The organism is Bradyrhizobium sp. AZCC 1721, assembly GCF_036924715.1.
Classification (GTDB): Bacteria; Pseudomonadota; Alphaproteobacteria; order Rhizobiales; family Xanthobacteraceae; genus Bradyrhizobium.
Genome location: NZ_JAZHSB010000001.1, coordinates 5,586,778 through 5,612,077 on the forward strand (window position 1 = coordinate 5,586,778; position 25,300 = coordinate 5,612,077).

The window sequence follows — 25,300 nt, forward strand, 5'->3', positions numbered from 1 at the left end:
CTCCTAGCGCCCGGATTTGTCGAGGAATACCGCCACCGATTCCCGGTGCTCGGCAGTCGTGTAGCAGATCGCCTGGGCCTCGCGTCCCAATGCAAAGACCTGCTCTTCCGCCGTTTCAAACGTGCGGTCCATGATCCCCTTGGTCAGAGCGATGGCTGCAAGAGAACCCTTGCTGAGATCGCGCGCCCATGCGGCCGCATCATGCACGAGCGTCCCGGCCGAACGCACGCGATCTGCGAGGCCAATCGCGATGGCTTCGGCCGAACCCACGGGACGGCCGGTGAAGATCATCTCCTTGGCGCGGGACAGCCCGATCCGGCGCGGCAGGAAGTACATGCCTCCGCCATCGGAGACCAGTCCGCGACGAACGAAGCTCATGCTGAACGCCGCATCTTCCGAAGCCACGATGAAATCGCAGGCGAGCGCGAGATCGCATCCGAGACCCGCGGCGGCGCCGTTCACCGCCGCAACCGTCACCTTCCCCATGCCGTGGAGTGCCGCGACACTGCGGTGAGTCTGCTGCTGTCTGCGCCAGCCGTTGAACGCCACCTTTCCGGCCGGCGCCTGCAGCCGATCGCGCATGCCGGAAATATCGCCGCCCGAACAGAACGATTTTCCATTGCCGGTGAGGACCACTGCCCGCACCGCCTCGTCGTTACCGGCGCGGTCGAACACGGCGATGAACTGGGCACGCATCTCATCGTTGATGGCGTTGCGCACATCCGGCCTGTTCAATCGCACGATGGCGACGGAATCCTCAACTGAATACTCGACCAGGCTAGTCATCGTTACCTCTCACCGGATGATGGATCTCATGGATGTCCTGGCGACGTTGCGGACTACTCCACCTTGATGTTCGCGTCCTTGATCAGCTTGCCCCATCGCGCTTCCTCGTCCCGCACATAGCGGTCGAGCTCTTCGGGGGCGCCGCCGACCATGATCAGGCCCTCATTGGTTTCGAGGCGCTTGAAAGCCGAGGATTGAACCGCCTTTGCGACGGCCTTGTTCAGACGCTCGATGATTGGCGCAGGCGTCTTCGCCGGCGCGTACAATCCGTACCAGCTCTCCGCGGCGTAGCCTGGCACCCCGGCCTCGGCGACCGTCGGCAAATCGGGAAATGCAGACGAACGTTCCGCGGTAGTGACGGCCAATGCTCGCAATTGCCCGCCTCCGATGAGCGAGGCGGCGCTTGCCACCGTGGTGAAGATGACATCGATCTGGCCGCCCAAAAGATCGGTGATCGCCGGCGCGGCGCCCCGGTAAGACACCGTGGTCAGGTTCACATTGGCCATCGATTTGAACAGTTCGCCCGCCAGATGGGCCGAAGTCCCCGTGCCGAACGTACCGTAGTTGAGTTTTGCAGGGTTGGCCCTGGCTTCCGCGATCAAGTCGGCGACCGATTTGATCTTCGATGCTGGATTGACGACGACGATATTGAGCGATCGCGCGATCAGCGAGACCGCCGCGAAATCCTTGTGCGGATCAAACGGAAGCTTGTTGTTCAGACTCGGATTGACCGCATGGGCGAAGCTTGCCAGTAGCAGCGTGTAGCCATCGGGCTCGCTGGTCGCGACAAGCTGGGTCCCGATGACGGTGCCGGCGCCCGGCTTGTTCTCGATGATGACCGGCTTACCCAAATCCGTCGAGATCTCCTGTGCCAGCGTTCGCGCGATGATGTCGGTGCCGCCGCCGGAGGAGAAGGGAACGACGATCTTGATGACCTTGGCCGGGTATTCGGCCCGGACCGGGGTGCCGGCCAGCGCCGCCATCAACGACAGAGCGGCAACAATGATCGGCAGGCGCCGGCGCGCCGCGGTTCTTGAAGGACAGATGGCCTTGCTCTTTGGCATGCGTGCCTCCCTTGGGCTGTTTTCGGGCATTTGGAAAATGCGTCTGTCACGGCGGCTTCTTTCCGGGCCGCGCTCCTGCAGCTAGCACGGGCAATTCTGCAGCGCCCGAGGCCATTTCCATCTAGTGGAATTGGCAGAACAGGTGCCGACGCTGCCAAGGTGACGGCATGGGCCGGCCGCTTGCTTCCCGCCGGCGATCTCGCCTATCCCTTGGACAAGCCGAGGGAGGCGGCGCGCCATGAGAGCTGCGGGCGGCAATCGTTCGTTGCAAAGGGGCATCGAGATCCTGCGCGCATTCCGCCAGGGCATCGATGTTCTCGGAAATGGAGAGATCGCGGAACGAACCGGAATTCCCCGCGCAACGGTCAGCCGGCTCACGCGCACGCTTGTGCAATCGGGCATGCTGGACGACGTTCGCAGCGAACGCGCCTACCGGCTCGCCGCAGCGGTGATCAGCTTCGGGCATGCGATGCGCGTGAGCTCGCCGGTGCTCAACGCCTTGGGCCGGATGATGCGTGCCGAATCCATGCGGCGAAGGATAAATGTAGGACTGGCCACCGCGGACCGCTCGATGATGGTCTATCTGGAATCAGTGCGCTTCGACCCGCGCGTGGCGCTACGCAACGTCGTTGCGGGACAGCAGGTGCCGATGGAGTTGACCTCGCTCGGGCGCGCCTATCTGGCGGGCATCACTGAACAGGAAAGAGCCCGCCTGTTCGCAACATTCAAGCGGCGCAGCGCCGGGGCAACGCAAAGCTTGCTCGCCGAGGTGCAACGATCGATCCGGTCGGTCAAGCGCGATGGGTATTGCGCCGTGTCGTGGCAGCGCGGCGTTCTCGCGGTTGCGACACCGATCGTCGTCAAAGGTCTGCCGGTCTATGCGCTGAACATGAGCACACAGAATGTGCAACCAACCGCGCGGCTTTCCGCCGAGATGGGTGCCTATCTCATGGTGTTTGCCAAGCGGTGCAATGAGGCACTCGCCGGCGAATAGGTCAGCCTGGCAGCACTGATCTGCCCGATCGATGTGCGTTCGGCCGATGGTCTGCCATTCGAAAACGCCGATTGTGCATCGCACTAGAATCCATAAGGTGCCGCGCTCAAGAGGGTTTTTCGTTGTCCGATACCAGTGCCGATGCCTTGGCCGCTTCAGGCCACCGCCCGATGGGCTTCCCCGAATTTGTGATCGTGATCGCGTCGATCATGGCGCTGAATCCGCTTGCGATGGACATGATGCTGCCGGCGCTGCCGGACATCGCGTCCGCCTTCCACATCACCTCGGCCAACCGGCCGCAGATGGTGCTGTCGATCTTCCTGGTCGGCTTCGGCGTCGGGCAGTTCGTGATGGGCCCCTTATCCGACCGGTTCGGCCGGCGGCCGGTCCTGCTCGGGGGCATGGCCGTCTATTGCATCGCCAGCCTGCTCGCGATTGCCGCCCCCTCTTTCGAAACGCTGCTGCTGGCTCGCGCACTGCAAGGCCTCTGCACCTCGGCAACCCGCGTGATCGCGACATCGATCGTGCGCGACTGCTATGCCGGCCGGCGCATGGCCAGCGTGATGTCGCTGGCGATGATGATGTTCATCGCGGTGCCCGTGGTCGCCCCGGCCTTCGGCCAGGCCGTGCTGCTGCTGACGCAATGGCGCGGCATCTTCATCGTGCTGATGCTGTATGGCGTGGTGGTGCTGATCTGGAGCGCGCTGCGCATGCCGGAGACGCTGCCGGTCGAAAAGCGCAGGTCGCTCGCCGTCGGCGAGGTGCTTGACGCGTTCCGCCAGACGCTGACCAATCGCCAGACGCTGGGTTATGCGCTGGTCGCCGGCGGCATATTGGGTTCGCTGTTCGCGTTCGTGTTTACGTCGCAGCAGGTGTTCACCGAGATCTACAAGCTCGGATATTATTTTCCGCTTGCGTTTGCCGGCGTCGCGGTCGGAACCGCCATCGCCGGCTTCGTTAATTCCCGCCTCGTCGGCCGCCTCGGCATGCGTGTGATCTCCCACGCTGCTCTGCTAGGCTTCGTGGTCATCGCCGCAACCATGCTGGTCGCGGCGAAAATGCAGATGCTGCCGTTGCCGCTGTTCATGGTGCTCTCGGTATCCATGATGTTTGCGTTCGGGTTGATGATCGCCAATTTCACCGCGCTCGCCATGGAGCCGCAGGGCCATATCGCCGGCACCGCCGCGTCGCTGTACGGCTCGATCACCACCCTGCTCGGCATCGGCATCGGCGCCACCATCGGCCAGGATTACGACGGGACGCTGGTGCCGTTCGCGACCGGCTTTCTGCTCTGCACGCTGGCCGCGCTCGCGGTGGTGCTGGTGGTGGAGAAGGGCCGGCTGTTCAGGCCGCACGTCTTTAAGGTGTGACGAGCATGGCGGATACCTGCCCTGCGCTGGGCGTTATCTCGCGAAGCTGGTAACAATTGCTCACATCGCCTCTAAGTCAGGAATTGGAAGATGGATAACCGCAGTAGCATCTGGCGTGGCGTCGACACCATCAAGCCGCGCTTCATAGACTTGAGCAACCGGGTCTGGGCGATGCCCGAGATCTGCTACACCGAGACGCGTTCTTGCGCCGAACATCTCGCCGAGCTGCGTCATCAGGGTTTCCGCATCACGGAGCAGGTCGCAGGCATTCCTACCGCCCTGATGGGCGAATGGGGCAAAGGCGGACCCGTGATCGCCTTCCTTGGCGAATATGACGCCCTGCCCGGTCTCAGCCAGGAGGCTGGAGTGGCGGAACCGCGGCCGCTGCAGGCCGGCGGCCATGGCCATGGTTGCGGCCACAATCTGCTCGGCTCCGCCGCCCTGCTCGCGGCCACGGCCGTGAAGGATTGGCTCGCCGAGCACAAGGTGCCGGGGCGCGTGCGCTATTACGGCTGCCCCGCGGAGGAAGGCGGAGCGGCGAAAACCTTCATGGTGCGATCGGGCGCCTTCGACGACGCCGATATCGCGATCACCTGGCATCCCCACAGTTTCTGGGAAGTCGTGGTGACGCCCTCGCTCGCCAACACCCGCGCCGACTTCATCTTCACCGGGCGCACCTCGCATGCCGCGGCCTCGCCGCATCTCGGCCGCAGCGCGCTGGATGCGGTCGAACTGATGAATGTCGGCGTTAACTACATGCGCGAACACATGCCGAGCGACGCGCGTGTTCACTATGCCCTGCTCGACACCGGCGGCATCGCCCCCAACGTGGTGCAGGCCCATGCCCGCGTGCGCTATTCGATCCGCGCCCGCGATCTGCCCGGCATGAACGAACTGGTGGAGCGCGTCCACAAGATCGCGCAAGGCGCGGCGCTGATGACCGAAACGGGTGTGGAGATGCGGATCATTTCCGCCGTCTCCAATTTGCTGCCCAACACCCCGCTCGAACAGGCCCTTCACGACATCATGGAGGAACTCGGCCCGCCGCATTTCGACGAGGCTGACAAGGATTTCGCGCAAAAAATCCGCTCGACGCTGACCGAGAAGGATATCGCTACCGTCTACCATGCGATCGGCATGGAGCCGACCGACCGGCCACTGGCCGATTTCATCGTGCCGCTGGACGCCAAGCGCAACCCGCTGATCGGATCCACCGATGTCGGCGACGTGAGCTGGGTCGTGCCGACCGTCCAGGTTCATGCCCCGACCATTGCCATCGGCACCCCCTTGCACACCTGGCAGGTGGTGGCGCAGGGCAAGAGCCCGCACGCCCACAAGGCCATGGTGCAGGCCGCCAAGGCCATGGCGGCGCTGGGCGTCAGGGCTCTGACGGAACCGGACCTGATCGCCGCCGCCAAGGCCGACCTGAACAAGCGCACCGCCCGCACCCCCTATGTCAGCCCGCTGCCGGACAGCGTGGCCCCGCCGCTGGACATGTCGCTGGTCTGACCAAGCGAACAAATTTGGCGCACAGAAACGGCCGGATTGCCGAAGCCGTGTGCGGTGCAAGGACTTTTTGCCCAAACGACGACCATTGAACCGTTTGCGTTCAAACGATGCGCAATCTACCTTCCGTCGGCCGCGGCCCGCGGGCCCGGCCACAACCAAACGAAAACCAGACGGGGACAACGATGCTGGACACTGAACTCAAAGCCATGATCGACGAAGTAAAGGACGGGCGCATGGATCGCCGCGGCTTCGTTCGGCGTATGCTTGCTTTCGGTCTCACCGCACCCATGGCGACGCAGATTCTGGCCATTGGCGGCGTGGCCATGGCCGAAGGCCCCTCCGTCTACAAGCCGACCAAGCGCGGCGGCGGCGGCGCGCTGAAACTGCTCTGGTGGCAGGGACCGACCCTGCTCAATCCGCATTTTGCCACCGGCACCAAGGACCAGGACGGCTCGCGCCTGTTCTATGAGCCGCTCGCCTGCTGGGACCCGGACGGCAACATGAAGCTGGTTCTGGCCGCCGAAATTCCCTCGCTGCAGAACGGTGGCCTCGCCGCCGACGGCAAATCGGTGATCTGGAAACTCAAGCCCGGCGTCAAATGGCACGACGGCAAACCCTTCACCGCCGATGACGTGGTGTTCAACTGGGAATACGCCCGCGATCCCGCCACCGCCACCGTGACCATCGGCTTTCATCGCGACATCACTGTGGAGAAGGTCGACGACCTCACCGTCCGCATCCTCTTCAAGAAGCCGACGCCATTCTGGGCCGATGCCTTTGTCGGCGCCCCCAACTGCATCATCCCAAAACACCTGTTCGCGGACTACAAGGGAGCCAAGTCGCGCGAAGCGCCGAACAACCTCGCCCCCGTCGGCACCGGTCCCTACAAATTCGTCGAGTTCAAGCCGGGCGATGTGATCCGCGGCGTGCTCAATCCAGACTACCATATGCCGAACCGCCCACACTTCGACACCGTCGAGATGAAGGGCGGCGGCGACGCGGTCTCGGCTGCGCGCGCCGTCATCCAGACCGGCGAGTATGATTTCGGCTGGAACATCCAGGTGGAAGACGACGTCCTGCTGCGCCTGGAAAAGGGCGGCAAGGGCAAGACCGTCTATGCGGTCGGTGGCGACACCGAATTTATCGCCCTCAACTTCACCGACCCCAATACCGAGGTCGACGGCGAGCGTTCCTCGATCAAGACCAAGCACCCGCTGCTCTCCGATCCCGCGGTGCGCAAGGCACTCTCGATGCTGGTCGACCGCGAGGCCGTTAAGAAAGTCATCTATGGCCGCGCCGGACGCGTCACTCCCAATTTCCTCAACGGCCCCGAGAAGTTTGTTTCCAAAAACACTAGCTGGGAATTCAGCATCGAGAAGGCGTCCAAGCTGCTGGAGGACGCGGGCTGGAAAGTCGGCGCGGACGGCATTCGCGAGAAGGACGGCAAGAAGCTGAAGCTTCTTTACCAGACCGCGATCAACGGCCCGCGCCAGAAGACCCAGGCGATCGTCAAGCAGGCCTGTCAGAAGGCCGGCATCGACGTCGAACTGAAATCGGTGGTCGCCTCGGTGTTCTTCTCCTCCGACGTCGCCAACCCCGACACCTACGCCAAGTTCTATGCTGACCTCGAGATGTTCCAGATCCCGATGAGCCAGCCGGATCCGGCCCAGCACATGCGCCGCTATCATTCGCGCAATGTCGCCACCAAGGAGAACAAGTGGCAGGGCGTGAACTTCCCGCGCTGGGTCAACAAGGAATATGACGCGACGATCGACGCCGCCGAGGCCGAGACCGACATGGTGAAGCGCGCCGCTCTCTACATCAAGGCCAACGACATCATGATGCAGGACATCGTGTTCATCCCGGTGATGCACCGCCTGAAAGTGGAAGCTGCCGCCAACACGCTCCGCCCGGTGATCAGCGGCTGGGCCAACGAGACCGACAATCTGTTCGACTGGTATCGGGAGGCGACGGGCTGATCGCGAAGGGATTTTTCCCTCATGAGCCAGTATGTGCTGCGTCGTCTCATGATCGCCGTGCCGAGCCTGCTCGGCATTTCGCTCGTTCTGTTCATCGTGCTGGCGCTCGCGCCCGGCGATCCCTTCAGTGAACTGGCGACCAATCCGAACGTGCCGCCCGAAGTCGGGGCGGCGCTTCGGGCCAAGTTCGGCCTCGACGATCCGATCTACGTCCGCTACCTACGCTGGCTCGCGGCGATGGCGCAAGGCGACTGGGGCTTTTCCTTTGTCAGCCGGATGAATGTCGACACGCTGATCCTGCAGCGCCTGCCGACCACGCTTTACGTGATTGGCTCGGCGCAAATACTGGCGCTGCTGATCGCGATTCCCGTGGGCGTGTTCGCCGCGACCAGGCCCTATTCGATCTTCGATCAGATTGCCAACACATTTGCCTTCATCGGCTTCTCGCTGCCGACTTTCTTCACGGGGCTGCTATTCATCCTGGTCTTCTCGATCACGCTGGACTGGCTACCCTTTGTCTATTCCAGCGACATCAAGGCGACCGGGATACGCTGGCTTTTCGAGCATATCCGCCAGGCCATCATGCCGGTGATGGTGCTCGGCCTGTTCCAGGCAGCTTCGATGACGCGCTTCGTGCGTTCGGCCATGCTGGACGTGATCCGCCTTGACTACGTCACCACCGCCCGCGCCAAGGGCCTCGGGCAATCGAGAGTGATCGTCAAGCACGCGATGCGCAACGCGATGATTCCGGTCGTCACCCTGGTCGCGCTGCAGATGCCCGCCGTGTTCGGCGGCGCCATTGTCACCGAGCAGATATTCCGGATTCCGGGGATCGGCTCACTGCTGATTTCCTCCATCCTCTCCAACGACACGCCGGTTGTGATGGCCGTGACCTTCGTCTTCGCCTGTCTTGTGGTGCTCTTCAACTTGATCGCGGATGTCCTCTATGGCTGGCTTGACCCTCGCATCTCCTTCCGCTGAGCGGCGGCCGGCCTGGTCGCCCTGGCGCGAGACTTGGCGGCGCTATCGCCGCCACAAGCTCGCCGTGGTCAGCGCGTTCCTGCTGCTTGTCCTGATCGCAGCGGTGGTATTCGGTCCCTTCGTCTGGCGCGTCAGCATCAACGACATCGATTTCAATGCGCGCCTTGAGGGCCCCTCGCTCGCCCATCCCTTCGGCACCGATGATCTCGGACAGGATATCCTCGCCCGCATGATCTATGGTGGACGTATCTCGCTCGCGGTTGGGCTTGCCGCCATGGCGGTCGCCGTCCTCGTCGGTACGCTGATCGGTGCGCTCGCCGGCATGTCGCGCGGGGCGCTCGGGCACGCGCTGATGTGGCTGACCGACCTGTTCCTCTCGCTACCGCAACTGCCGCTGCTGCTGCTTCTGATCTATCTGTTCCGCGACGGGCTCAAATCCGTGTTCGGGCCCGAGGGCGGCATCTTCATCCTGATCGTGCTCGTCATCGGCGGCCTGCGCTGGATGCCGGTCGCGCGGCTGGTGCGCGCTCAGTTCCTCTCCTTGCGCGAGAAGGAATTCGTCGAAGCCGCGCGCGCGCTCGGCGCCAGCCCGTTGCGGCAGGTGGTGCGGCACATCCTGCCTAACGCAGTCGGCCCCGTGATCATCGCCGGCACCATCGACGTCGCCGCCGCGATCATCGCCGAATCGACGCTGTCGTTTCTCGGCCTCGGCTTTCCGCCGGATACCCCGACCTGGGGGCGGCTATTGTTCGACGCCAAGGATTATCTCGACATCGGTCCGCATTGGGCGTTGTTTCCGGGCGGCGCCATCTTCATCGCGGTCGTGGCCATCAATTTCATCGGCGATGGCATGCGCGATGCGCTCGATGCGAGGCGGGTGATCTGATGGCCCCATTGCTCGAAATCAAGGGCCTGAAAACCCACTTCGCCACCGACGACGGCATGCTGAGGGCGGTCGACGGCGTCGACATCACGCTCAACAAGGGCGAGACGCTCTGCGTGGTCGGCGAGTCCGGCTGCGGCAAGACCGTCACCGCGATGTCGGTCCTGAAACTGATCGCAATGCCGCCCGGCCGCATCGTCCAGGGCCAGATCCTGTTCGAGGGCCGCGACCTGGTGCCGCTCACCAGCAGCGAACTGGATAACATCCGCGCCAAGGATATCGGCTTCATCTTCCAGGAGCCGATGACCTCGCTCAACCCGGTGCTGACTGTCGGCGAACAGGTTGCCGAGAGCCTGCGCCGCCACGAGGGCCTCTCTAACAAGGACGCACTCGCCCGCACGGTCGAGATGTTCAAGCTGGTACAGATCCCCAACGCGGAAGCCCGTGTCCATGATTACCCGCATCAGTTCTCGGGCGGCATGCGCCAGCGCGTCATGATCGCGATGGCGCTGGCCTGCAAGCCCAAGCTTGTCATCGCCGACGAGCCGACCACCGCGCTCGACGTGACCATCCAGGCGCAAATTCTCGACTTGTTGCAGGACATGAAGGAACGCTTCGGCATGGCGGTGATGCTGATCACCCACGCCATGGGCGTGGTGGCCGAAACCGCGCAGCGGGTCGTCGTCATGTATGCCGGCAAGGTGGTCGAAGAAGCCGATGTCGACAGCCTGTTCGAAAGCCCGCGCCATCCCTACACGCAAGGCCTGATCCGCTCGATCCCGCGCATCGACCTTGCTGCCGCGCGCAAGACCCGGCTGGAAGCGATCGGCGGCACGGTGCCGAACCTGATCAATCCCGCACCCGGCTGCCGCTTCGCGCCGCGCTGCCGCTACGCCTTTGGTCGTTGCGCCGAACAGGAACCGGTGCTGCGCGAGGTCGCACCGGGCCATCGCATGGCGTGTCACCTCGAAGACGTGCGCGGAGAGACGGCATGAGCGAACCCCTGCTGCGCGTCACCGATCTGAAAAAGCACTTTCCCGTCAAGGGCGGATTCCTTTCGCGCGAGGTCGGGCGCGTGCATGCGGTGGACGGCGTGTCGTTTGCAGTCAATCGCGGCGAAACGCTCGGGTTGGTCGGCGAGTCCGGCTGCGGCAAGTCCACCACCGCGCGCTGCGTGCTGCGCCTGGTCGAACCCAGCGAAGGCGAGATCGTCTTCGATGGGCGCGACGTGCGAGGCCTTTCCGGCGGCGACCTGCGCGCCATGCGGCGCAACATGCAGATCGTCTTCCAGGACCCCTTTGCCTCGCTCAATCCGCGCATGACGGTCGGCGCGATTCTCGGCGAAGCCTTCACCATCCACGCGCTCGCTTCCTCGGCAAGCGAGCGGGATGACCGCGTGGCGAGCCTGCTCGTCAAGGTCGGGCTGAAGGCCGAGCACATGCGCCGCTACCCGCACGAATTTTCCGGCGGCCAGCGCCAGCGCATCGTGATTGCGCGCGCACTTGCGGTGGAACCCAAGTTCATCGTCTGCGACGAGCCGGTTTCCGCGCTCGACGTCTCCATTCAGGCGCAGGTGATCAATCTGTTGGAAGACCTGCAGGCCGAGCTCAAGCTCACCTATCTGTTCGTCGCCCACGATCTCTCCGTGGTCGAGCACATTTCCGACCGCGTCGCGGTGATGTACCTCGGCCGTATCGTCGAGTTGGCTGACGCGAGCGACCTCTACCGCAATCCCCGGCATCCCTACACGCAGGCGCTGCTTTCCGCCGTGCCGGTGCCGGACCCGAAGGTGAAGCGCAAGCGGATCCGACTGCAGGGCGACGTACCCAGCCCGATGAACCCGCCGCGCGGCTGCCACTTCCACACCCGCTGCCCGATCGCCGAGCCGCGCTGTCGGGAAAGCGCGCCCGAACTGAAGCAAGGCAGCGACGGGCATTTCGTCGCGTGTCATCTGGCCTGACAGCGGCGGCTTATTCCGCCTGGCTATCCGCCGCGTCTCATGGGGCGGCGGCACAGAATTCAATCCTTGAAAACAATACGGCCCCGCCCCGGCAGCGGTCGAACCACTCGTGCCGGGGCGGGGCCGAAATCAGATCGTGGGCGCTAGTCTAGCGCGTGTGGACGCCGTTTTTGCGGATCAGGTCCGAAAGCTGGGACAAAAGCTCCCGAAGCCTGGCATTCTCCTCGATCAGCGCATGGGCTTCGTCGGCCTGTTCGTTTCGACGAAGGGCGGGCTCGTCCCCGCGCAGGGCATTCTCAAGCAGTGAAAGAGCGTCGTCGGTCGGTTCCTCAACCCAAAATGAAGGTTCAGCGCGGCGGTCTCGCTTATTAAGCTGCGGATGGTCTACTCGCATGATTGATACTCCAATTTTAAAAAGCGGAACGTGCCCCCAGTCACCCTGTCTCGCGCGCGGAGAATGAGGTGAGTCGGCAGGCAAATTTGCGACTAAAATTGGAATCGTGCGGAGACGACCCCGGCGCTAAAGCGGCGTGATTGCGGCAAACCGTAAGGCCCGCGCGGGGCAAACCTGCAGCCTGCGCGTGCGATTTAGAGAAACGTCGACAATTGATAGAGCGCGTAAAGAACCTCAAGCCCCATGAGAACGAGGGCTGCGATCATCAGATAATAGCCAAAATGCATGCGGAATTTGAAACCAATGCCTCTCGCGGCCCGTGCGGAATCGCGCCAGGCCGTAAATCAAACTCGATACGCGTCGGAAGGGACAAGCCTCCGGCGAACCATGCGTCGGGCAACCAGGAGCAAAAAGGCCTCCGCCGCCGCGGAAGTGACGCCTTTGCCTCTGCCTTGGTCGCGAGCCTCTTCTTGACCGGAGGTCTCTAGTTCGACGCCAGCTCGCCTGTTCACACACCGTGGAAAATCTTGATTCCCCACAGCACGATGACGATGGCCAATACCAGCGTGGCCGCCGTCAGTACACTTTCTAAGGAAGCGACTCTCATACTAACTCTCCGCTTCCCAGCCCCGCTAACGGTCTAGGCGATTCGTTGATTCGACCGCAATCGCGCGATCACAATGGCTTGAACGTTGCTCGGCGGTTGTGTTTTAGAGGTCACACATCTGGCGTATGGCGGCGCGTTTCTCCGCCGCGATGACGCAGCCACGCGCCTGCGGAAGCGGAAAATGCCCGCCTCTTGCGACGGTTTCTCGATTGAAGGGTTTATTCGGGCCGGCTTGCCGGAACGTAGGAGCCCGCCGGAACCGGCGCGCTTCGCCGCTGTTCGGCGAGCGCCGCCAAGCGATCGTATTCTTCCGCTACCTTGAGCAGGCGCCCCTGATCCTTGACGGCAACCGCAGCTAGCTCCCTCGTCCGTTCCGCGCGCTTGCGCCAGTGCTCCGCATTGGTCAGGAAATCCGTCATCGGTACGCCCCTAAGGTGGTTTGCTCCCCAGCCCACCCCGAGACGCCAGAAAGGCCGGCGGTACGTCAAAAATTGGGCCTAATCCGATCTGCCGTGTGACTCGAACGACGCATGAACTATCTGGCGAGCCTTTTCGCCGTTGCCTTTCCGACGCAAATTTGCCCCGGACTCAATGGAAAGTTGGTCGCTGAAAAGGCGACTGTGCCACCTTGTGATCAGGAAATTGTCATGAGTACCGAACATTCACCGCGTGCCAGACAGGCCGGCGTCGATGCATTTCGGGACGCCGGACATCGCGACAACGTCGTGCCGCTGCGTCAGGGCAAGTACGAGCTTCAAGCGCGCGACGCGCCGCTTCGAGGCGACGCCCTGCTTGCCGCGCTATCGCCCCTGCTCGACGAAGCCGACGGACTTCGCAGAGATGGCGCGCGGCAGCAGGAAAACGGCGATCTCGGGCTGCTGCTCGAGGAGAATGTCCGGCTGCGAAAGCTTGCGGTCAGGCTGTCGAATCTCCTTGGCGACCTTCCCGAACAAGGCAAGTGAGATCGGCCTTGCCGCCGCTCGTCACGCATACGTCGCCGTAACGCTCCCGAACGGGCCGAAATCCGCGACATAGGTCTCACCGGGCTTCGGCCGCAACATGCCTGTCAGCGTTCCCGTGCTGACGGTCTGTCCCGCCTTCATTCCGATGCCGGTGCGCGAGAGCTCGTTGGCGAGCCAGGTGAGCGGCACCATGGGATGGTCGAGCGCCTCCCCCGCCGTGCCCTTTCGGCGCAGCATGCCGTTGCAGGTCAACGACACTTCCTGCCCGGCGATGTCGCGCGTCTTCCAATCGGGGATCGCGGCGCCGCAGACGATGATGCCGCTTCCCGCGCCATCGGCGAGGATCGCGGGCAGCGGCGGAAACGCGGCGTCGTGGACGAAGCGGCATTCGGCGAGTTCGATTCCCGTATGCAGCGACACGACCGCTCGGTGACCTCAGCCAGCGTGTAGGACTTTTCGCGCGGCGGCAGATCGACGCCCAAGCGCGCCTGATACTCGACTTCGGGAATCGGGCTGCAGAGTTTGGCGTGCTCGACACTGGCCGGCGATTCCATGATCGGTGCGAACACGCGGCCATAGATCGGCGAGTCCGTGCGAAGCTGACGCTGCAGCCCCTCCTTCATGCCGGCGATCTTCCAGCCGACGACCTCCCAGCCCAGTTCTTCCGCGACCATGCCGGCGACGCGATAGGCTGTCGCCTTGTCGGGCGGCACCAGCCGTTGATCGAGGCCGCTCTGCGGTCGTCGTTCACGGCGCAGCGTCGCGAGCAGGCGGGCGAGTTCACGTTGGTGAGCGATGTCCATGACCTATCCCTGCACCAGCGCGGCAGCCTCGCGCAGCGAGACCGGCGCATCGCCGAGCAGCAAATCGATCGCTGCGTTCTCCCAATGCTGCGCCTGCAGATTGGTCGACGAATGTTCGGCCAAGCGATGCTCGAGCACAAAACGCGAAAGCAGCAGGCGGCGTGCGTCGCCGCCGTCGTTGCCGAGGCGCGTACCTTGGGACGCCAATAGCGCGGCCGTCGTGGCGTGGTAGAGCTTTCCGGCGGCGATCCTGCAAAAACGCTCGTTCTCGGGATCCGCCCCAACCTCTTCCGCAAACCGCATCGCATCCGTCAGCGCGCCGGAAAGGCGCGTCCGAAACTGACCCGGCATCCCGGCCGTGTCGTCCAACCGGTGGCCGAGATCGTCGCGCAACGCTTCGTGGCCCCGCGCCTTTCCGACCGCGCGCTGGACCGCATCGAGCGCGTTGATGTTGCTGGTGCCCTCCCACAACAGGCCGAGGTGGGCATCGCGAACCAGCCGCGCGTTCGGCCAGTCCTCGATGTAGCCATTGCCGCCACGGGCCTCCATCGCACCCGTGGCGACCGTGACGTTGTCCCGGCACGCCCGGTATTTTGCGATCGGCGTCAGCAGCCGCAGCACCCTGTCGGGCGCGGTTGCCGCGTACAGTAGCGCCGACAGCGCCTGCTCGGTCGGGACCATCAGCTTGAGCAACTGCCGGCGCATCAGCGGATGGTCGATCACCGCGCGCCCGAACGCGCTGCGATGCCGGGCAGCGATCATCGCCTCATTGAGGCATCGCCGCATCATGCCGGCCGCGCGCGCAAGGTGCGACACCCGGCTCGAATTCACCATCACAAGCATGTGCTTGAGGCCCTGATCGAGCTCGCCGAGCTGGTACGCTGTGGCGCCCTCGAACACGATCTCGCCGCTTGCCATGGTGCGGCTGCCGAGCTTGTCCTTCAACCGCAGGATCCGGTACGAATTCCGCCGTCCATCGGGAAGCACTTTTGGCATCAGGAACAGGCCGAGCCCGCGGCCGCCGGCCACCGCGCCCTCGGGCCGGGCCAGCAACACGGCCAGTTCAGCGTCGACGTTCGAGCAGAACCACTTTTCACCCCACAGCTTCCAATCCTGGCCATCGCTGACAGCAGCGAGTTCGCCGGCGCCCACATCGGAGCCGCCGGTTTTCTCGGTCATGAACTGCGCGCACTTGAGCAGCGCGGCAGGATCCTGACTCCACATCCGTTCGAGATATCGCTGGCGCAGCTCATCCGTGCCGAAACGGCGCACCAGCTCCGAAGAACTGTCGGTGAGGTTGACCGGGCAAAGCAGGCCGAACTCGGCTTGCGCAAACAAATAATGGAATACGTATTTTGCGATCGGCGGCATCGGCGATGGCCAACCCAAGACGCCACCGCGATTGCACATCGCGTGCATGCCGAATTTTTCGAACGCGATGCTTTCCATCTCGCGATACGCCGGGTGATACTCGACCCACTCCTCGTCGCGGCCATAGCCGTCGCGCGGGTGCAGCACCGGCTGATGGCGCTCGGCCTTATCAGACAGGTCATGCAGCCGGCCTCCGGCGAGTTCGCCGAGTTCCGAAAGGTGCGGCGCGAGATGCGCCAGCAGTGATGCCTCCATGTAATGGGGCAAGAGGTCGCGCAGGCTTTGGTCGAGCGAATAATAGTTCAGCCCGCGACAGGTCGGCGCCAGTGCTCTGGAGCGCCGGGCTGCCGCCTCGCGGCCGGTCAGATCGACATGAATGGTCATGGGCATCTCCCTCGGCTCCGCCCGCCCGGGCCGCACCGGCCTGGACGAAACTTGCGGAAAATATCGGCGTATGAGCCGGGGAGCGTCCGTGCAAACGACTTCTTGGGTCGGGGGCTTGAGCCAGACTCAACGCTGCGGTTCCCCCGTTTGCCGGCCGTTCCTTTTGAACTAAGCTCCCGCGATGGCATCACGACGACTTCCTCCCTTGCATGCGGTGCGGGCGTTCGAGGCCGCTGCACGGCATTTGTCGATCACCCGGGCCGCCGACGAACTGAACGTGACCGTCGGCGCCGTGAGCCGGCACGTGCGCGCCCTGGAAGCGCGAATGGGGACCGCGCTCTTTCTGCGCGGCTCGCGCGGTCTGGTTCTCACCTCCGCAGGCAAGACCTTCGCCGATTCCGCCCGCGAAGCATTGGACCGGATCGCAGATGCCGCCGACGGGCTGCGGTTGCGGCGTTTCAGGCGGCTTTCGGTCGGGGTCTACGGCTTCTTCGTCTCGCGCTTCCTGCTGCCGATCTGGCCCACGCTTAATGCGGCCTATCCCGATCTGGAGGTCGACCTGCACACGAGCTCCAATCCGCTCGACCTTCTCGCCAGCCGTTACGATGCGGTGATCGCCGTCTCGGACGGACAGCCTCGCGCCGGGCTCGTCACCCATCCATTGATGCCGATTGCGACCGTGCCGGTCTGCGCGCCGCAATTCATGACGAGCGGCGCCGTGGATTTCGCAACCGTTCCTCTCCTGCATGCGCGGCCGCGCCCGGACGATTGGCGGCGGTGGCTCGATCACGCGCAATTCGTCGACGTGCCCGTGCAGGGCGGCAGCAGCTTCGAAAGCCTCGGCCTGACCATTGAAGCCGCCGCCGCCGGCATGGGCGTCGCCATCGCCATCGACGGCCTTCTCGCGCCCGACCTCGCACGCGGCAATCTCGTCAAGGCCCATCCAACCGTTCGCCCGACGCGCCGGCAGTTCGTGCTCGAATACGAGCAGCGTATGGCTGACGATCCCGCCCTGACGGCCTTCGTCGCCTGGCTGAACAATGCGCGTGGCCAGCAAGCGCCGAAGAAGCCCGCCGCGAAGAAGACTGCGATGAAGGCAGGTTCAGAATACGCGCGTTGAGCTTCACTCAAGGCGCGTTCAAAACGGCTCGAATATTTCGGCTTTGCGGATGAGGCGTAGACGGGTAGCGAACGCGCGGCACCCTTGCATCAAGTATCATGGCTCACTGCGATCCGCCGTTCCGGCCGCCGGATATTTTCACGCTCGCCGTATGAACCGAACTCGCGCAAGATCTTGTCTCTGTCCTCGGACGAGATGACCGATCTGGGCACCGACCGGCTGGCCTTTTTCTCGAGCAAAGCGTGCCGAAAGCCAAATCGGCAGATCACGCTATCCAGACTCTCATCGTTGCGCCGAAGGCGGCGGCCATGAAAATCCATCCACTTCTCGATCCGCTGCAAACTCAGGCGTCCGAGGCCAGGCTGCCCAAGGAGTTCGCCCCTGGTATGGAGCGACGCAATCTCGAGAAGGTAGTTGATGCGCGTGGATGGTTCCTTGCTGACGAGCCCCGCGTGGTGACTGCGAACCAGTATGGTTGCAATTCGCTCCGGCAGATAGCTATCGATATGCTGCTCGAGAGGGACGGATTTTATCATGACCGGTTCCACGTTGAATATCTGCCGATGCGATTGAGAATGAATCTATCAGTACCGCAAGCGCACGCGATCTCGGCTTGTCTCAGTTAGATGGATTCTAAGTCAGATCACCTCGACACAGGCCTGTATACACCCGGGGGTTGCAGACGGTTGCACATTGGTCGATAAGCCCGTGGACATGGCCAACTCCCTGAAGGCTCGACAAGGACCCTTTGCCGCATCGCTTTCAATGGCGCATGCAAGCGTCTCACTCGCGTGGTCGATCGCCGTGAAATGCGCGACTCCGCAGGATCAATTGCGGGTGCGATGCTTGGGCGATGCGGATATCACGAGGCCGGTCGGGCCGTTGGAACCGGAAGAAATTCTTTTCTGGCTGGCAGCGATACCTCCATCGCAGGAGATCGCTGCCGGCGAACCCGGCATGCTCAGCGTCGAGCGAGCTGCGAAGGTGCTCGATGCCGATGAGACCGATCGCATGGGGCGATTTCTGCACATTGAAGATCGAATGAGCTATCTGGCTGCGCATGCGGGCGTTCGCCTCATGCTTGGCAGGCTTGTCGGTCAACCGGCCGAAGCGCTGCGGTTTCAACCATCGGAGCATGGCAAGCCCATGCTCGTTGCTGGCCCAGTGGAGATCGACTTCAGCCTGAGCCACGCGAGAGGCTCTGTCGCCGTTGCAGCGGCCCGCATGCCGATCGGCGTCGATATCGAACCGCTGCGGGAAATCGCCGATATGGATCCGGTCGCCGAAATCGTCCTGGCGGCCGAAGAGCGAAAGATTCTTCGGAACGCTCCCGCGGCGCTTCGGTCCCGGCTCTTTCTTCGCTACTGGACCCTCAAGGAAGCCTTGCTGAAGGCGGCCGCCCTCGGATTCACGATAGCTCCGAACACCGTGATCGTCGACGCGGGCCCGTCACCTGCCGTGCTGTCGGTGCCGGCCGCGCTTGGATCAGCCGCGCAGTGGCGGCTCATCGCGCCCGCCATCTGACACCCTACGCGATGAGCTCGCGGCGTGAAATCGTCGAAAGCAGCGATTCTGCGATTTCCTGCGAGCGCGTGGCAAGAACGGAGAGCAGCGTGTCGCTCAGGCCGTGAGAGGCCTCCGAATATCCCTGGAGATGGATTTGCGGTCGAAACGCCGGGGTGGTGACGAGCTTGTAGTTGCGGTCCAACACGGTGTCGCGAATGTAGCGCTGGATCGGCTCCAGAAACGCGTGCGGCGTCTCCCTGTCATAGCCCGTCGCCAGAATGACCGCATCGTAGGTGGATCGGCGCTTTGCACCGCCGAACTTGTCAACTGTGCCGATCTCGATGCCTTCAGGTGCGGCATCGATACTCACTATTTCGCTACGCGGATGCAACGCGATCCCTGCCGTGCCGCTGACGCGCTGCTGGTAGAGCAATCGATACAACTGGTCCAGGAGGTCGGCATCGACCACCGCATAGTTCGTGTTCCGGAAGTTGCGAACGATCGCGTCTCGCCGCTCGGCGGGCTGCGCATAGATGAAGTCGGTGTAATCAGGATTGAAAATCTCGTTGACGAACGGGCTGCTGTCAGACGGCTTCAAGGCATGGCCGCGAAAGATCAGATCAATGCTCGCGTCCGGAAATCGCCCGCGAAGGTCGACCGTCACCTCGGTCGCGCTCTGCCCTCCCCCGACCACGGCCACGCGCGCGGCCTTTCCACTGAGGCCGATGTCATCGACCGTGTCGAGATAGCGGCTGGAATGCAATAATCTCGGATCATCGGCGATCTCTGCAAACACTTGTGGGATATACGGTCGCCCTCCCACCGCGACTACCAGATTCCTTGCAAGCCGCACCGTTTCCCCGCCGGCGAGTGTCCGTGAATGAACGCGCAAGGACGTCACCGACTGCCCGACCGTCACCGGCTCGATGGCGACGATGGTTTCGCCGTAGGCCGCCTGAGACTTGAACTGGGCTGCTACCCACCGCAGATAGTCGTTGAATTCAATCCGGCTGGGATAGAACGTTCGGCAGTTGATGAAATCCTGCAAACGGCCGCGCTTGTGCAGATAGTTCACGAACGTGAACGGACTGGTCGGATCACGCAACGAAACGAGGTCCTTGAGAAACGAGATCTGCATGTCGCTGCCTGGAAGCAGCATGCCGCCGTGCCAGGTGAACTGCGGCTGCTTCTCCACGAACAGAGCGGCGCATTTCAGACGTGATCTTCTGGCCGATTCATCCAATGCGATCGCAAGCGCTAGATTTGACGGTCCGAATCCGACGCCGATAACGTCGTGCTCGATCGCAAACTGGTGAGACATGAGCTGCGCTCCGTTCGGGCGTTAGGACCTGGTTGCCGGGCTGGTCGCTACCGGCAGCCACAGCCGGTCACCAAAGAAGCGTTCGCGCAATAGCATCACGAGCGTGGCCCGCTTGTGCGGAAAATCGAAGTTTTTGATCTTTGCGAATCCCGAGACTTCCAGATTGCGGAGTTGCTGCGCATGCGCCGCCGCCGGCTCGCCGACGATTCGTTGTGTTCGACAGTCGTCCAGGAACATGTAGTGCATCAGTGATGGCAGCCAGGCGCTGATATAGCGGCGCCCGCGATAGGCGTCCTCGCCGACGACGACATGCCAGCCGCGATCGTAATCGTCGGCATCGTAGAACGGCGCGATACGATTCTCCTTGGCCCAGTAGAGCTCGAAATAGCCAAACGGCTCGTCGTCGAAGCAGCCGATGAGCGGCAGCATGTGCGGATCGGCCAGGATGCCGGAGAGATAGCGCCGATGCTTTTCGAGATCGCCCGCTTCGTTCCAGAACGCGTCGACGCGGGGATCGTTCATCCACCGGTGCAGCAGATGCAGATCGCCGTCCGTGTTGGCGACGCGAAAGGAGATGACTTCGGCGAGCCAGGGTATGAAGCGGGCATAGACCTTCCCCGCCGGCTTTGGCGAACGTCGCGGATGGCGCTTGCCGTCCGTCATGACGTGGAGTTGCGGCAATGGCGGCCGTTTGGCATTGACCAGCCAATTGTCCCGCCGCTGCATGATCAGTTCGGGAAGCAGCACGAGGTCTGCCCCCACCATGAGAGCGAGACCGTGGTTCATCAGCTCGCGCGCAAGCTCCACGCTGGCTGAATCCAGCACAAGCCGGTCGAGACTCGGCCGCCATCCAAACGTGGCTTCAGCCGCCGCCGAAACCGCCGAGATCGCCAGTTGCGGATCGTCGGGAGCGGTCAAGATTTTCAGGTGATCGAGCCGTTCATCGAGACACAGGCGCATCACCGTCGTGATGCCTACGGCAACGCGGATATCTCCACCGCCGTCTTGAACGACGGTCATGGAAAACTCCGGCCCAATCGGGAATGCGCGAGGCCCAGTCGCGGAGCTCGAAGCTTTGTTCATCCGGCCCTCGCATCGCAAACGTGGTTGCTTGAAACAGCACGCGATCTTGACGCGCGCCTTGCGGTGTAAAGCACTCGCGTACAGGATGACAAGAAATGCAGGCACACGCAGTTTAGATTTCTTACAAATCTGACAAAACGGCGTCGCGAAAGACATCGCACGCGTTCCCCGGCGCGCCTCTCGAAAGAGCCTGAACTTCGACGCAAATCTTCCGGAAGAATAAAATAGCTCTAAAGAGAGGCGTCAGTTGGAACCGATGACGACTTGATGATGTCATGGGTCTTCGCATCGCCCGCGACCATCTTGCCGTGCCGCAGTCGCACCAGATGATCTGCCACGCCGAAATAACGGTCATCATGTGAGATCACGATGATCGTCTTGCCCATACGCTTCAGGTCCGGCAGCAGTTCCGTGTAAAAGATATGCCGGAAGGCAGGGTCCTGATCCGCGGCCCACTCGTCGAACACGAGTACCGGCCTCTCCTCGAGCCAGGCATTCATCAATGCCAGCCGCTTGCGTTGACCGGTCGACAGATCCGTCGTCGTAAACACGCCGTTCTCGACCGAGACCTTGTGCGCGACCTCCAACCGCTCCAGATAGCGCTCCGCGACGTCAGGCACCATTCCCGCTCCCTGCAGAAGATCTTCGAACAGGTAATAGTCGGAAAAGATGGTCGTGAAGAGCTGCCGGTAATCATCCCGCGTTTCCGTCACGACGGGCAGACCGTCGCGAAGCAGCGTACCGCTCTGTGGAGCGTAGAGACCCAGCAGCAATTTGATCAGCGTGGTTTTTCCGCTTCCGTTTTCACCGACAATGAAAACGATGTCGCCTTGCCGGACGTGCAGGTCAATCGGTCCGAGAACGAAGGGGTTGCTGCCGGGCACCGCGCGAAAGCCGTACGATACGCCACGGAGCTCGATCGATTCGATCCCGCCTGATCCATCCGGCGCGGCCGAGGGCGCGGCCAGCAAGTCCTGCTCGGGCGTCGCGAACTGCTCCGAAAGCTCGGCGATCCGCTTCATCGCCACCTGGGCGCGGCCCAATGCCGGCAGGATGCCGATCACCTGATCGATGGGCCCCCGCATATAGAGCAGCACCAGGACGAAGCCGCTGGAGACGGCCGCCGGACTGTCAGGCCAGAGGAACGGACGCAACGTCAGCGCGACGCCGATCACGACGAAAAACAACATCGTACCCAACGCCCGCGCGGTCACAAAGAGGTTGATCGATTTGATCTGCACCGCGCTGATCCGGTCGACGGTGCGCTGAAGCTGGTCGACATAGACGCGCTGACGGCGGGCGCGGTTCAGACGCAGCTCCTTCGCGCCCTCGGCGATCGCGCGGTAGTGCTTCTGCAATTGGTCTTCCGAATCGCGGGCGACGTTGAAGCCCTGAACGCCGCGCGTTCGCGCATAGGCATGCGCGAGCGAGCCGAGGATGATGACCAGCCCCGTGATCAGAAAAAGCGGCCACGACAGCACCGCCAGATAGACCATGCAGCCAAGCGTGATAACGACGGACACGAAGAAGGAGGAGAAGAAGAACGCGAAATCGCTGATGGTGTCGACGTCATGAGTGAGGACCGGAATCAATCGATGCGTCCGGTAGATTTCGAGCTGGTCGATCGGAGCGGCCAAAATTTTCGCGGCGAGCGACTTGCGCAGCTCGGCGATGATCCGCTGCCCAACATAGTTGGCGCTGATATCGGCGCCGATCGAGCCGATCAGGATCAAGAGACACAGGCCCGCAAACGCGAACAGCAGCGTTGTGACGTCGTCTTGCGACGCGTAAAGTCCGCGATTGACGACCGCGAGCAGTCCCGCAACGCTGGCGCCGCCGACAACGCCGAGAGCGGTGCCGCCCAGCACGATCGGCCAGTAGGGCCGCAGGAGATGCAGAATCTGCGCCGTCAGGCCGCTTCGTGGATTCATCATGAGTGCCGCGCTGGAGTAGAGCTGAAGCGAACCTACACGGCCCGTCGTAATACGAATAGCCTTGCGGGAGTGATGCGAATACACGATGGCAGCATCGCTCCTCCAGAGCTTATTTTTCGGCCTCTTTCGATTGATTCTAATATGTGATCGGCAACGCGTTTAATAAAATGCGAGTAGTAGAACCTTTGCGTCGCAGCCGGCGAGCGAGTAGGACATGGATCCACCAGCGACATGGATCCGATGTCGGGCTGCGATATCCGGAAATCGAAGCGTGCGCAGGCCAGCATCGGGCAGGCCCGACTGGAGAAATGACTTTGGATTCGCTTGTTTCCGAAACCCGCATCCCGATTGCTGATGCCGCCGGCCTTGCTGCCCGAATGATCGATCATCTTGCCGAGCATGATATCGCCTTCGAGGACCAAGGTGGCCTGATGGTGGCGAAGCTGCCGTTTGGAACCAGCTCGCTCGCCGTCGAGGCCGAGGCGCTCAAGATCCGCGTCGAGGCCAACGACAAGGGCAATCTGGAAATGCTGCGCTCGGTCGTCGCTTCCCACGTCATCGAGTTTGCCGGCGAGGAGCCGCCGACCATCGTCTGGTCCGGCCACGAATCCAACGGCGGCACGCTGGCCAACTTCCGCGAGGTGCGGCTGAAGGCAGCGATCGACCTGACACCCCGGATGCGCCGGCTGACCTTCACCGGCAACGACATCGCCCGCTTCGTGAACGACGATGACCTGCACGTCCGCCTATATTTTCCGCCGGAAGGCCTCGCCAAGCCTGAATGGCCTTGGCCCGCCCCCGACGGGCGCATCCTGTGGCCGGAACCGGACCGCAGACCCGTCACCCGCTACTACACGATCCGCCGCATCGACCTGCAGGCTTGCGAGATCGACATCGATTTCGTGGTCCACGATCATGCCGGACCGGGCTCGGCTTTCGCCCTCAATGCGCAAACCGGCGCCATTTGCGGCATGGCCGGTCCGCTCGGACGAGGCATTCGTCCGGCGCGCTGGTTGCTGCTGGCGGGCGACGAGACCGCCCTTCCCGCCATTGCGCGAATTCTCGAGACGCTGCCGGCGATGGCAACCGGTGAAGTCTTCATCGAAGTCGCCGACTGGCTTGAGCAGGTTCCGTTGATCGCGCCAGCCGGCGTATCGATCCAATGGCTGCATCGCGGCGAGCGTCCGGCCGGGACCACGCAGCTATTGGTCGATGCCGTCAAGGCCGTGCGATGGCCGGATCATCGCGAGGTCTTTGCATGGGTCGCGTGCGAAGCGCAGGCGTTGAAGGCGCTGCGAAACCATCTGCGTGACGAGCGGAAGCTCGCCCGCGAGCAGCATCTTGCGGTCGCGTATTGGAGCCTGCGGCAGCCATGACGTCCCCGCATCCGCAGGCCGACGGGACGACATTCACCTCGCACCGCATTACCCCCGCAGGCACTTTCTCATGCATGTAGTTCGGCCAACCGAAATCGCGCAAGCCGCGCCCGATGCGGCCGCGCCCTTGTTCGAACTGGACCAGGTGGAGTTCGCTGTGGCGGGGCGCGCGCTGCTCGAACCGCTCACCCTGTCGCTTCCCGCGCGCAGCGTCGTCGGCCTGATCGGGCACAACGGCTCCGGCAAATCGACTTTGCTGAAGTTGCTGGCGCGGCAGCAGCCGAGCTCATCCGGCACGATCCGGTTCGAAGGCCGCGCTTTACGCGAATGGAGCGATCGGGAGTACGCCCGCAAGGTCGCCTATCTGCCGCAGCAGACGCCGCCCGCCGCCGGCATGCTGGTGAAGGAGCTGGTCGCGCTCGGGCGCTATCCCTGGCATGGCGCGCTGGGCCGGTTCGGCGACACTGACCGCGACAAGGTCGCGGAAGCCATGGCACTGACCCACATCGAGCCGTTTGCGGACCGGCTGGTCGATACATTATCAGGCGGCGAGCGCCAGCGGGTCTGGATCGCCATGCTGGTCGCGCAGGATGCCGAATGCCTGCTGCTAGACGAGCCGACTTCAGCGCTCGACATTGCCCATCAGATCGAAGTGCTGTCGCTGGTGAAACGGCTCGCGCGGGAGCGCAATCTCGGCGTGGTCGTCGTGCTCCATGACGTCAACATGGCGGCGCGCTTCTGCAACGAGATCATCGCCTTGCATTCGGGCAAGCTGATTTCGCGCGGCGCACCGGACAAGATCATGACGCCTACCGAACTCGAAACCATCTACGGCATTCCGATGGCGGTGATGCCGTCTCCGGATCACAGCCATCTCATCAGCTTCGCACGGTGAGATCGCAAATCATTCGGC

The 25,300-nt window shown here is 63.0% G+C and carries 24 protein-coding genes and 1 pseudogene; 14 read left to right on the forward strand and 11 right to left on the reverse strand.

The window, feature by feature from the left end; translation table 11 throughout:
* Positions 1-3: 3 nt before the first annotated feature.
* Together V1273_RS26825 and V1273_RS26830 are read right to left on the reverse strand one after the other, a co-directional pair.
* Positions 4-786 (reverse strand): enoyl-CoA hydratase/isomerase family protein, encoded by a 783-nt coding sequence (locus V1273_RS26825; RefSeq protein ID WP_334364241.1) that lies wholly within the window; start codon positions 784-786, stop codon positions 4-6.
* Positions 787-839: 53 nt separating this feature from the next.
* On the reverse strand, positions 840-1,850 hold the full coding sequence (locus tag V1273_RS26830; protein WP_334364242.1) for a tripartite tricarboxylate transporter substrate binding protein: 1,011 nt from the start codon (positions 1,848-1,850) through the stop codon (positions 840-842).
* A 238-nt stretch (positions 1,851-2,088) separates the two neighbouring features.
* Between V1273_RS26830 and V1273_RS26835 the strand changes: the two are divergent.
* The 9 genes and pseudogenes from V1273_RS26835 to V1273_RS26875 form a co-directional block, all read left to right on the forward strand.
* Positions 2,089-2,244: pseudogene (locus V1273_RS26835) on the forward strand (helix-turn-helix domain-containing protein); the annotation flags it as partial.
* 6 nt (positions 2,245-2,250) lie between these two features.
* The gene (locus V1273_RS26840; protein WP_334412270.1) at positions 2,251-2,844 is read left to right on the forward strand and encodes an IclR family transcriptional regulator domain-containing protein; all 594 of its coding nucleotides are present in this window, start codon (positions 2,251-2,253) and stop codon (positions 2,842-2,844) included.
* Between the two features lie 122 nt (positions 2,845-2,966).
* Positions 2,967-4,214, forward strand: coding sequence for a multidrug effflux MFS transporter (locus V1273_RS26845; RefSeq protein WP_334411451.1), 1,248 nt, complete (start codon positions 2,967-2,969; stop codon positions 4,212-4,214).
* A gap of 90 nt (positions 4,215-4,304) precedes the next feature.
* Positions 4,305-5,723, forward strand: a complete 1,419-nt coding sequence (locus V1273_RS26850; protein WP_334381004.1) for a M20 family metallopeptidase — start codon at positions 4,305-4,307, stop codon at positions 5,721-5,723.
* Between the two features lie 182 nt (positions 5,724-5,905).
* Positions 5,906-7,702: a peptide ABC transporter substrate-binding protein gene (locus V1273_RS26855; protein ID WP_334381003.1), complete on the forward strand. Its 1,797-nt coding sequence runs from the start codon at positions 5,906-5,908 to the stop codon at positions 7,700-7,702.
* 21 nt (positions 7,703-7,723) lie between these two features.
* Positions 7,724-8,683 carry an ABC transporter permease gene (locus V1273_RS26860; RefSeq protein ID WP_334364247.1) on the forward strand — a complete coding sequence of 320 codons (960 nt, stop codon included), beginning with the start codon at positions 7,724-7,726 and terminating at the stop codon, positions 8,681-8,683.
* A complete protein-coding gene (locus V1273_RS26865) occupies positions 8,649-9,569 on the forward strand; it encodes an ABC transporter permease (protein ID WP_334364248.1) in 921 nt (306 codons plus the stop codon). Before V1273_RS26860 ends, V1273_RS26865 begins: the two co-directional genes overlap by 35 nt.
* Positions 9,569-10,561, forward strand: a complete 993-nt coding sequence (locus tag V1273_RS26870) for an ABC transporter ATP-binding protein (RefSeq protein WP_334381002.1) — start codon at positions 9,569-9,571, stop codon at positions 10,559-10,561. The genes V1273_RS26865 and V1273_RS26870 overlap by 1 nt, the downstream gene beginning before the upstream one ends.
* Complete coding sequence (locus V1273_RS26875) at positions 10,558-11,526, forward strand: ABC transporter ATP-binding protein (protein ID WP_334364250.1); 969 nt, start codon at positions 10,558-10,560, stop codon at positions 11,524-11,526. The genes V1273_RS26870 and V1273_RS26875 overlap by 4 nt, the downstream gene beginning before the upstream one ends.
* Before the next feature lie 148 nt (positions 11,527-11,674).
* Here the strand turns inward: V1273_RS26875 and V1273_RS26880 are convergent, their stop codons facing one another.
* Positions 11,675-11,920 carry a hypothetical protein gene (locus V1273_RS26880; protein WP_334364251.1) on the reverse strand — a complete coding sequence of 82 codons (246 nt, stop codon included), beginning with the start codon at positions 11,918-11,920 and terminating at the stop codon, positions 11,675-11,677.
* A gap of 825 nt (positions 11,921-12,745) precedes the next feature.
* Entirely contained in the window at positions 12,746-12,946 is a 201-nt protein-coding gene (locus V1273_RS26885) for a hypothetical protein (protein ID WP_334364252.1), read from the reverse strand.
* A gap of 111 nt (positions 12,947-13,057) precedes the next feature.
* Between V1273_RS26885 and V1273_RS26890 the strand changes: the two genes are divergently transcribed.
* Entirely contained in the window at positions 13,058-13,489 is a 432-nt protein-coding gene (locus V1273_RS26890; protein WP_334381000.1) for a hypothetical protein, read from the forward strand.
* A gap of 21 nt (positions 13,490-13,510) precedes the next feature.
* Here the strand turns inward: V1273_RS26890 and V1273_RS26895 are convergent, their stop codons facing one another.
* The 3 genes from V1273_RS26895 to V1273_RS26905 are packed head-to-tail and all read right to left on the reverse strand — an operon-like array spanning position 13,511 to position 16,047.
* A complete protein-coding gene (locus tag V1273_RS26895; RefSeq protein ID WP_334411452.1) occupies positions 13,511-13,741 on the reverse strand; it encodes a hypothetical protein in 231 nt (76 codons plus the stop codon).
* A complete protein-coding gene (locus V1273_RS26900) occupies positions 13,738-14,292 on the reverse strand; it encodes a hypothetical protein (protein ID WP_334411453.1) in 555 nt (184 codons plus the stop codon). Before V1273_RS26900 ends, V1273_RS26895 begins: the two co-directional genes overlap by 4 nt.
* A gap of 3 nt (positions 14,293-14,295) precedes the next feature.
* Complete coding sequence (locus V1273_RS26905; protein WP_334411454.1) at positions 14,296-16,047, reverse strand: acyl-CoA dehydrogenase family protein; 1,752 nt, start codon at positions 16,045-16,047, stop codon at positions 14,296-14,298.
* Between the two features lie 181 nt (positions 16,048-16,228).
* On the opposite strand from V1273_RS26905, the gene V1273_RS26910 reads away from it, so the two are divergent.
* The gene (locus V1273_RS26910) at positions 16,229-17,167 is read left to right on the forward strand and encodes a LysR substrate-binding domain-containing protein (protein WP_334411455.1); all 939 of its coding nucleotides are present in this window, start codon (positions 16,229-16,231) and stop codon (positions 17,165-17,167) included.
* Positions 17,168-17,256: 89 nt separating this feature from the next.
* On the opposite strand, the gene V1273_RS26915 is transcribed toward V1273_RS26910, so the two are convergent.
* On the reverse strand, positions 17,257-17,703 hold the full coding sequence (locus tag V1273_RS26915) for a hypothetical protein (RefSeq protein ID WP_334411456.1): 447 nt from the start codon (positions 17,701-17,703) through the stop codon (positions 17,257-17,259).
* A 421-nt stretch (positions 17,704-18,124) separates the two neighbouring features.
* Here V1273_RS26915 and V1273_RS26920 point away from each other — a divergent pair, with 421 nt between their 5' ends.
* A complete protein-coding gene (locus V1273_RS26920) occupies positions 18,125-18,691 on the forward strand; it encodes a 4'-phosphopantetheinyl transferase family protein (protein ID WP_334411457.1) in 567 nt (188 codons plus the stop codon).
* Between the two features lie 4 nt (positions 18,692-18,695).
* Here V1273_RS26920 and V1273_RS26925 read toward each other — a convergent pair whose 3' ends face one another.
* The 3 genes from V1273_RS26925 to V1273_RS26935 form a co-directional block, all read right to left on the reverse strand.
* A complete protein-coding gene (locus V1273_RS26925) occupies positions 18,696-19,994 on the reverse strand; it encodes a lysine N(6)-hydroxylase/L-ornithine N(5)-oxygenase family protein (RefSeq protein WP_334411458.1) in 1,299 nt (432 codons plus the stop codon).
* A gap of 21 nt (positions 19,995-20,015) precedes the next feature.
* The gene (locus V1273_RS26930) at positions 20,016-21,014 is read right to left on the reverse strand and encodes a GNAT family N-acetyltransferase (RefSeq protein ID WP_334411459.1); all 999 of its coding nucleotides are present in this window, start codon (positions 21,012-21,014) and stop codon (positions 20,016-20,018) included.
* A 293-nt stretch (positions 21,015-21,307) separates the two neighbouring features.
* Positions 21,308-23,011 (reverse strand): cyclic peptide export ABC transporter, encoded by a 1,704-nt coding sequence (locus V1273_RS26935; protein ID WP_334411460.1) that lies wholly within the window; start codon positions 23,009-23,011, stop codon positions 21,308-21,310.
* Positions 23,012-23,325: 314 nt separating this feature from the next.
* Between V1273_RS26935 and V1273_RS26940 the strand changes: the two genes are divergently transcribed.
* A complete protein-coding gene (locus tag V1273_RS26940) occupies positions 23,326-24,387 on the forward strand; it encodes a siderophore-interacting protein (RefSeq protein ID WP_334411461.1) in 1,062 nt (353 codons plus the stop codon).
* A 70-nt stretch (positions 24,388-24,457) separates the two neighbouring features.
* On the forward strand, positions 24,458-25,282 hold the full coding sequence (locus V1273_RS26945) for an ATP-binding cassette domain-containing protein (RefSeq protein ID WP_334364264.1): 825 nt from the start codon (positions 24,458-24,460) through the stop codon (positions 25,280-25,282).
* The last annotated feature ends 18 nt before the right edge of the window (positions 25,283-25,300 follow it).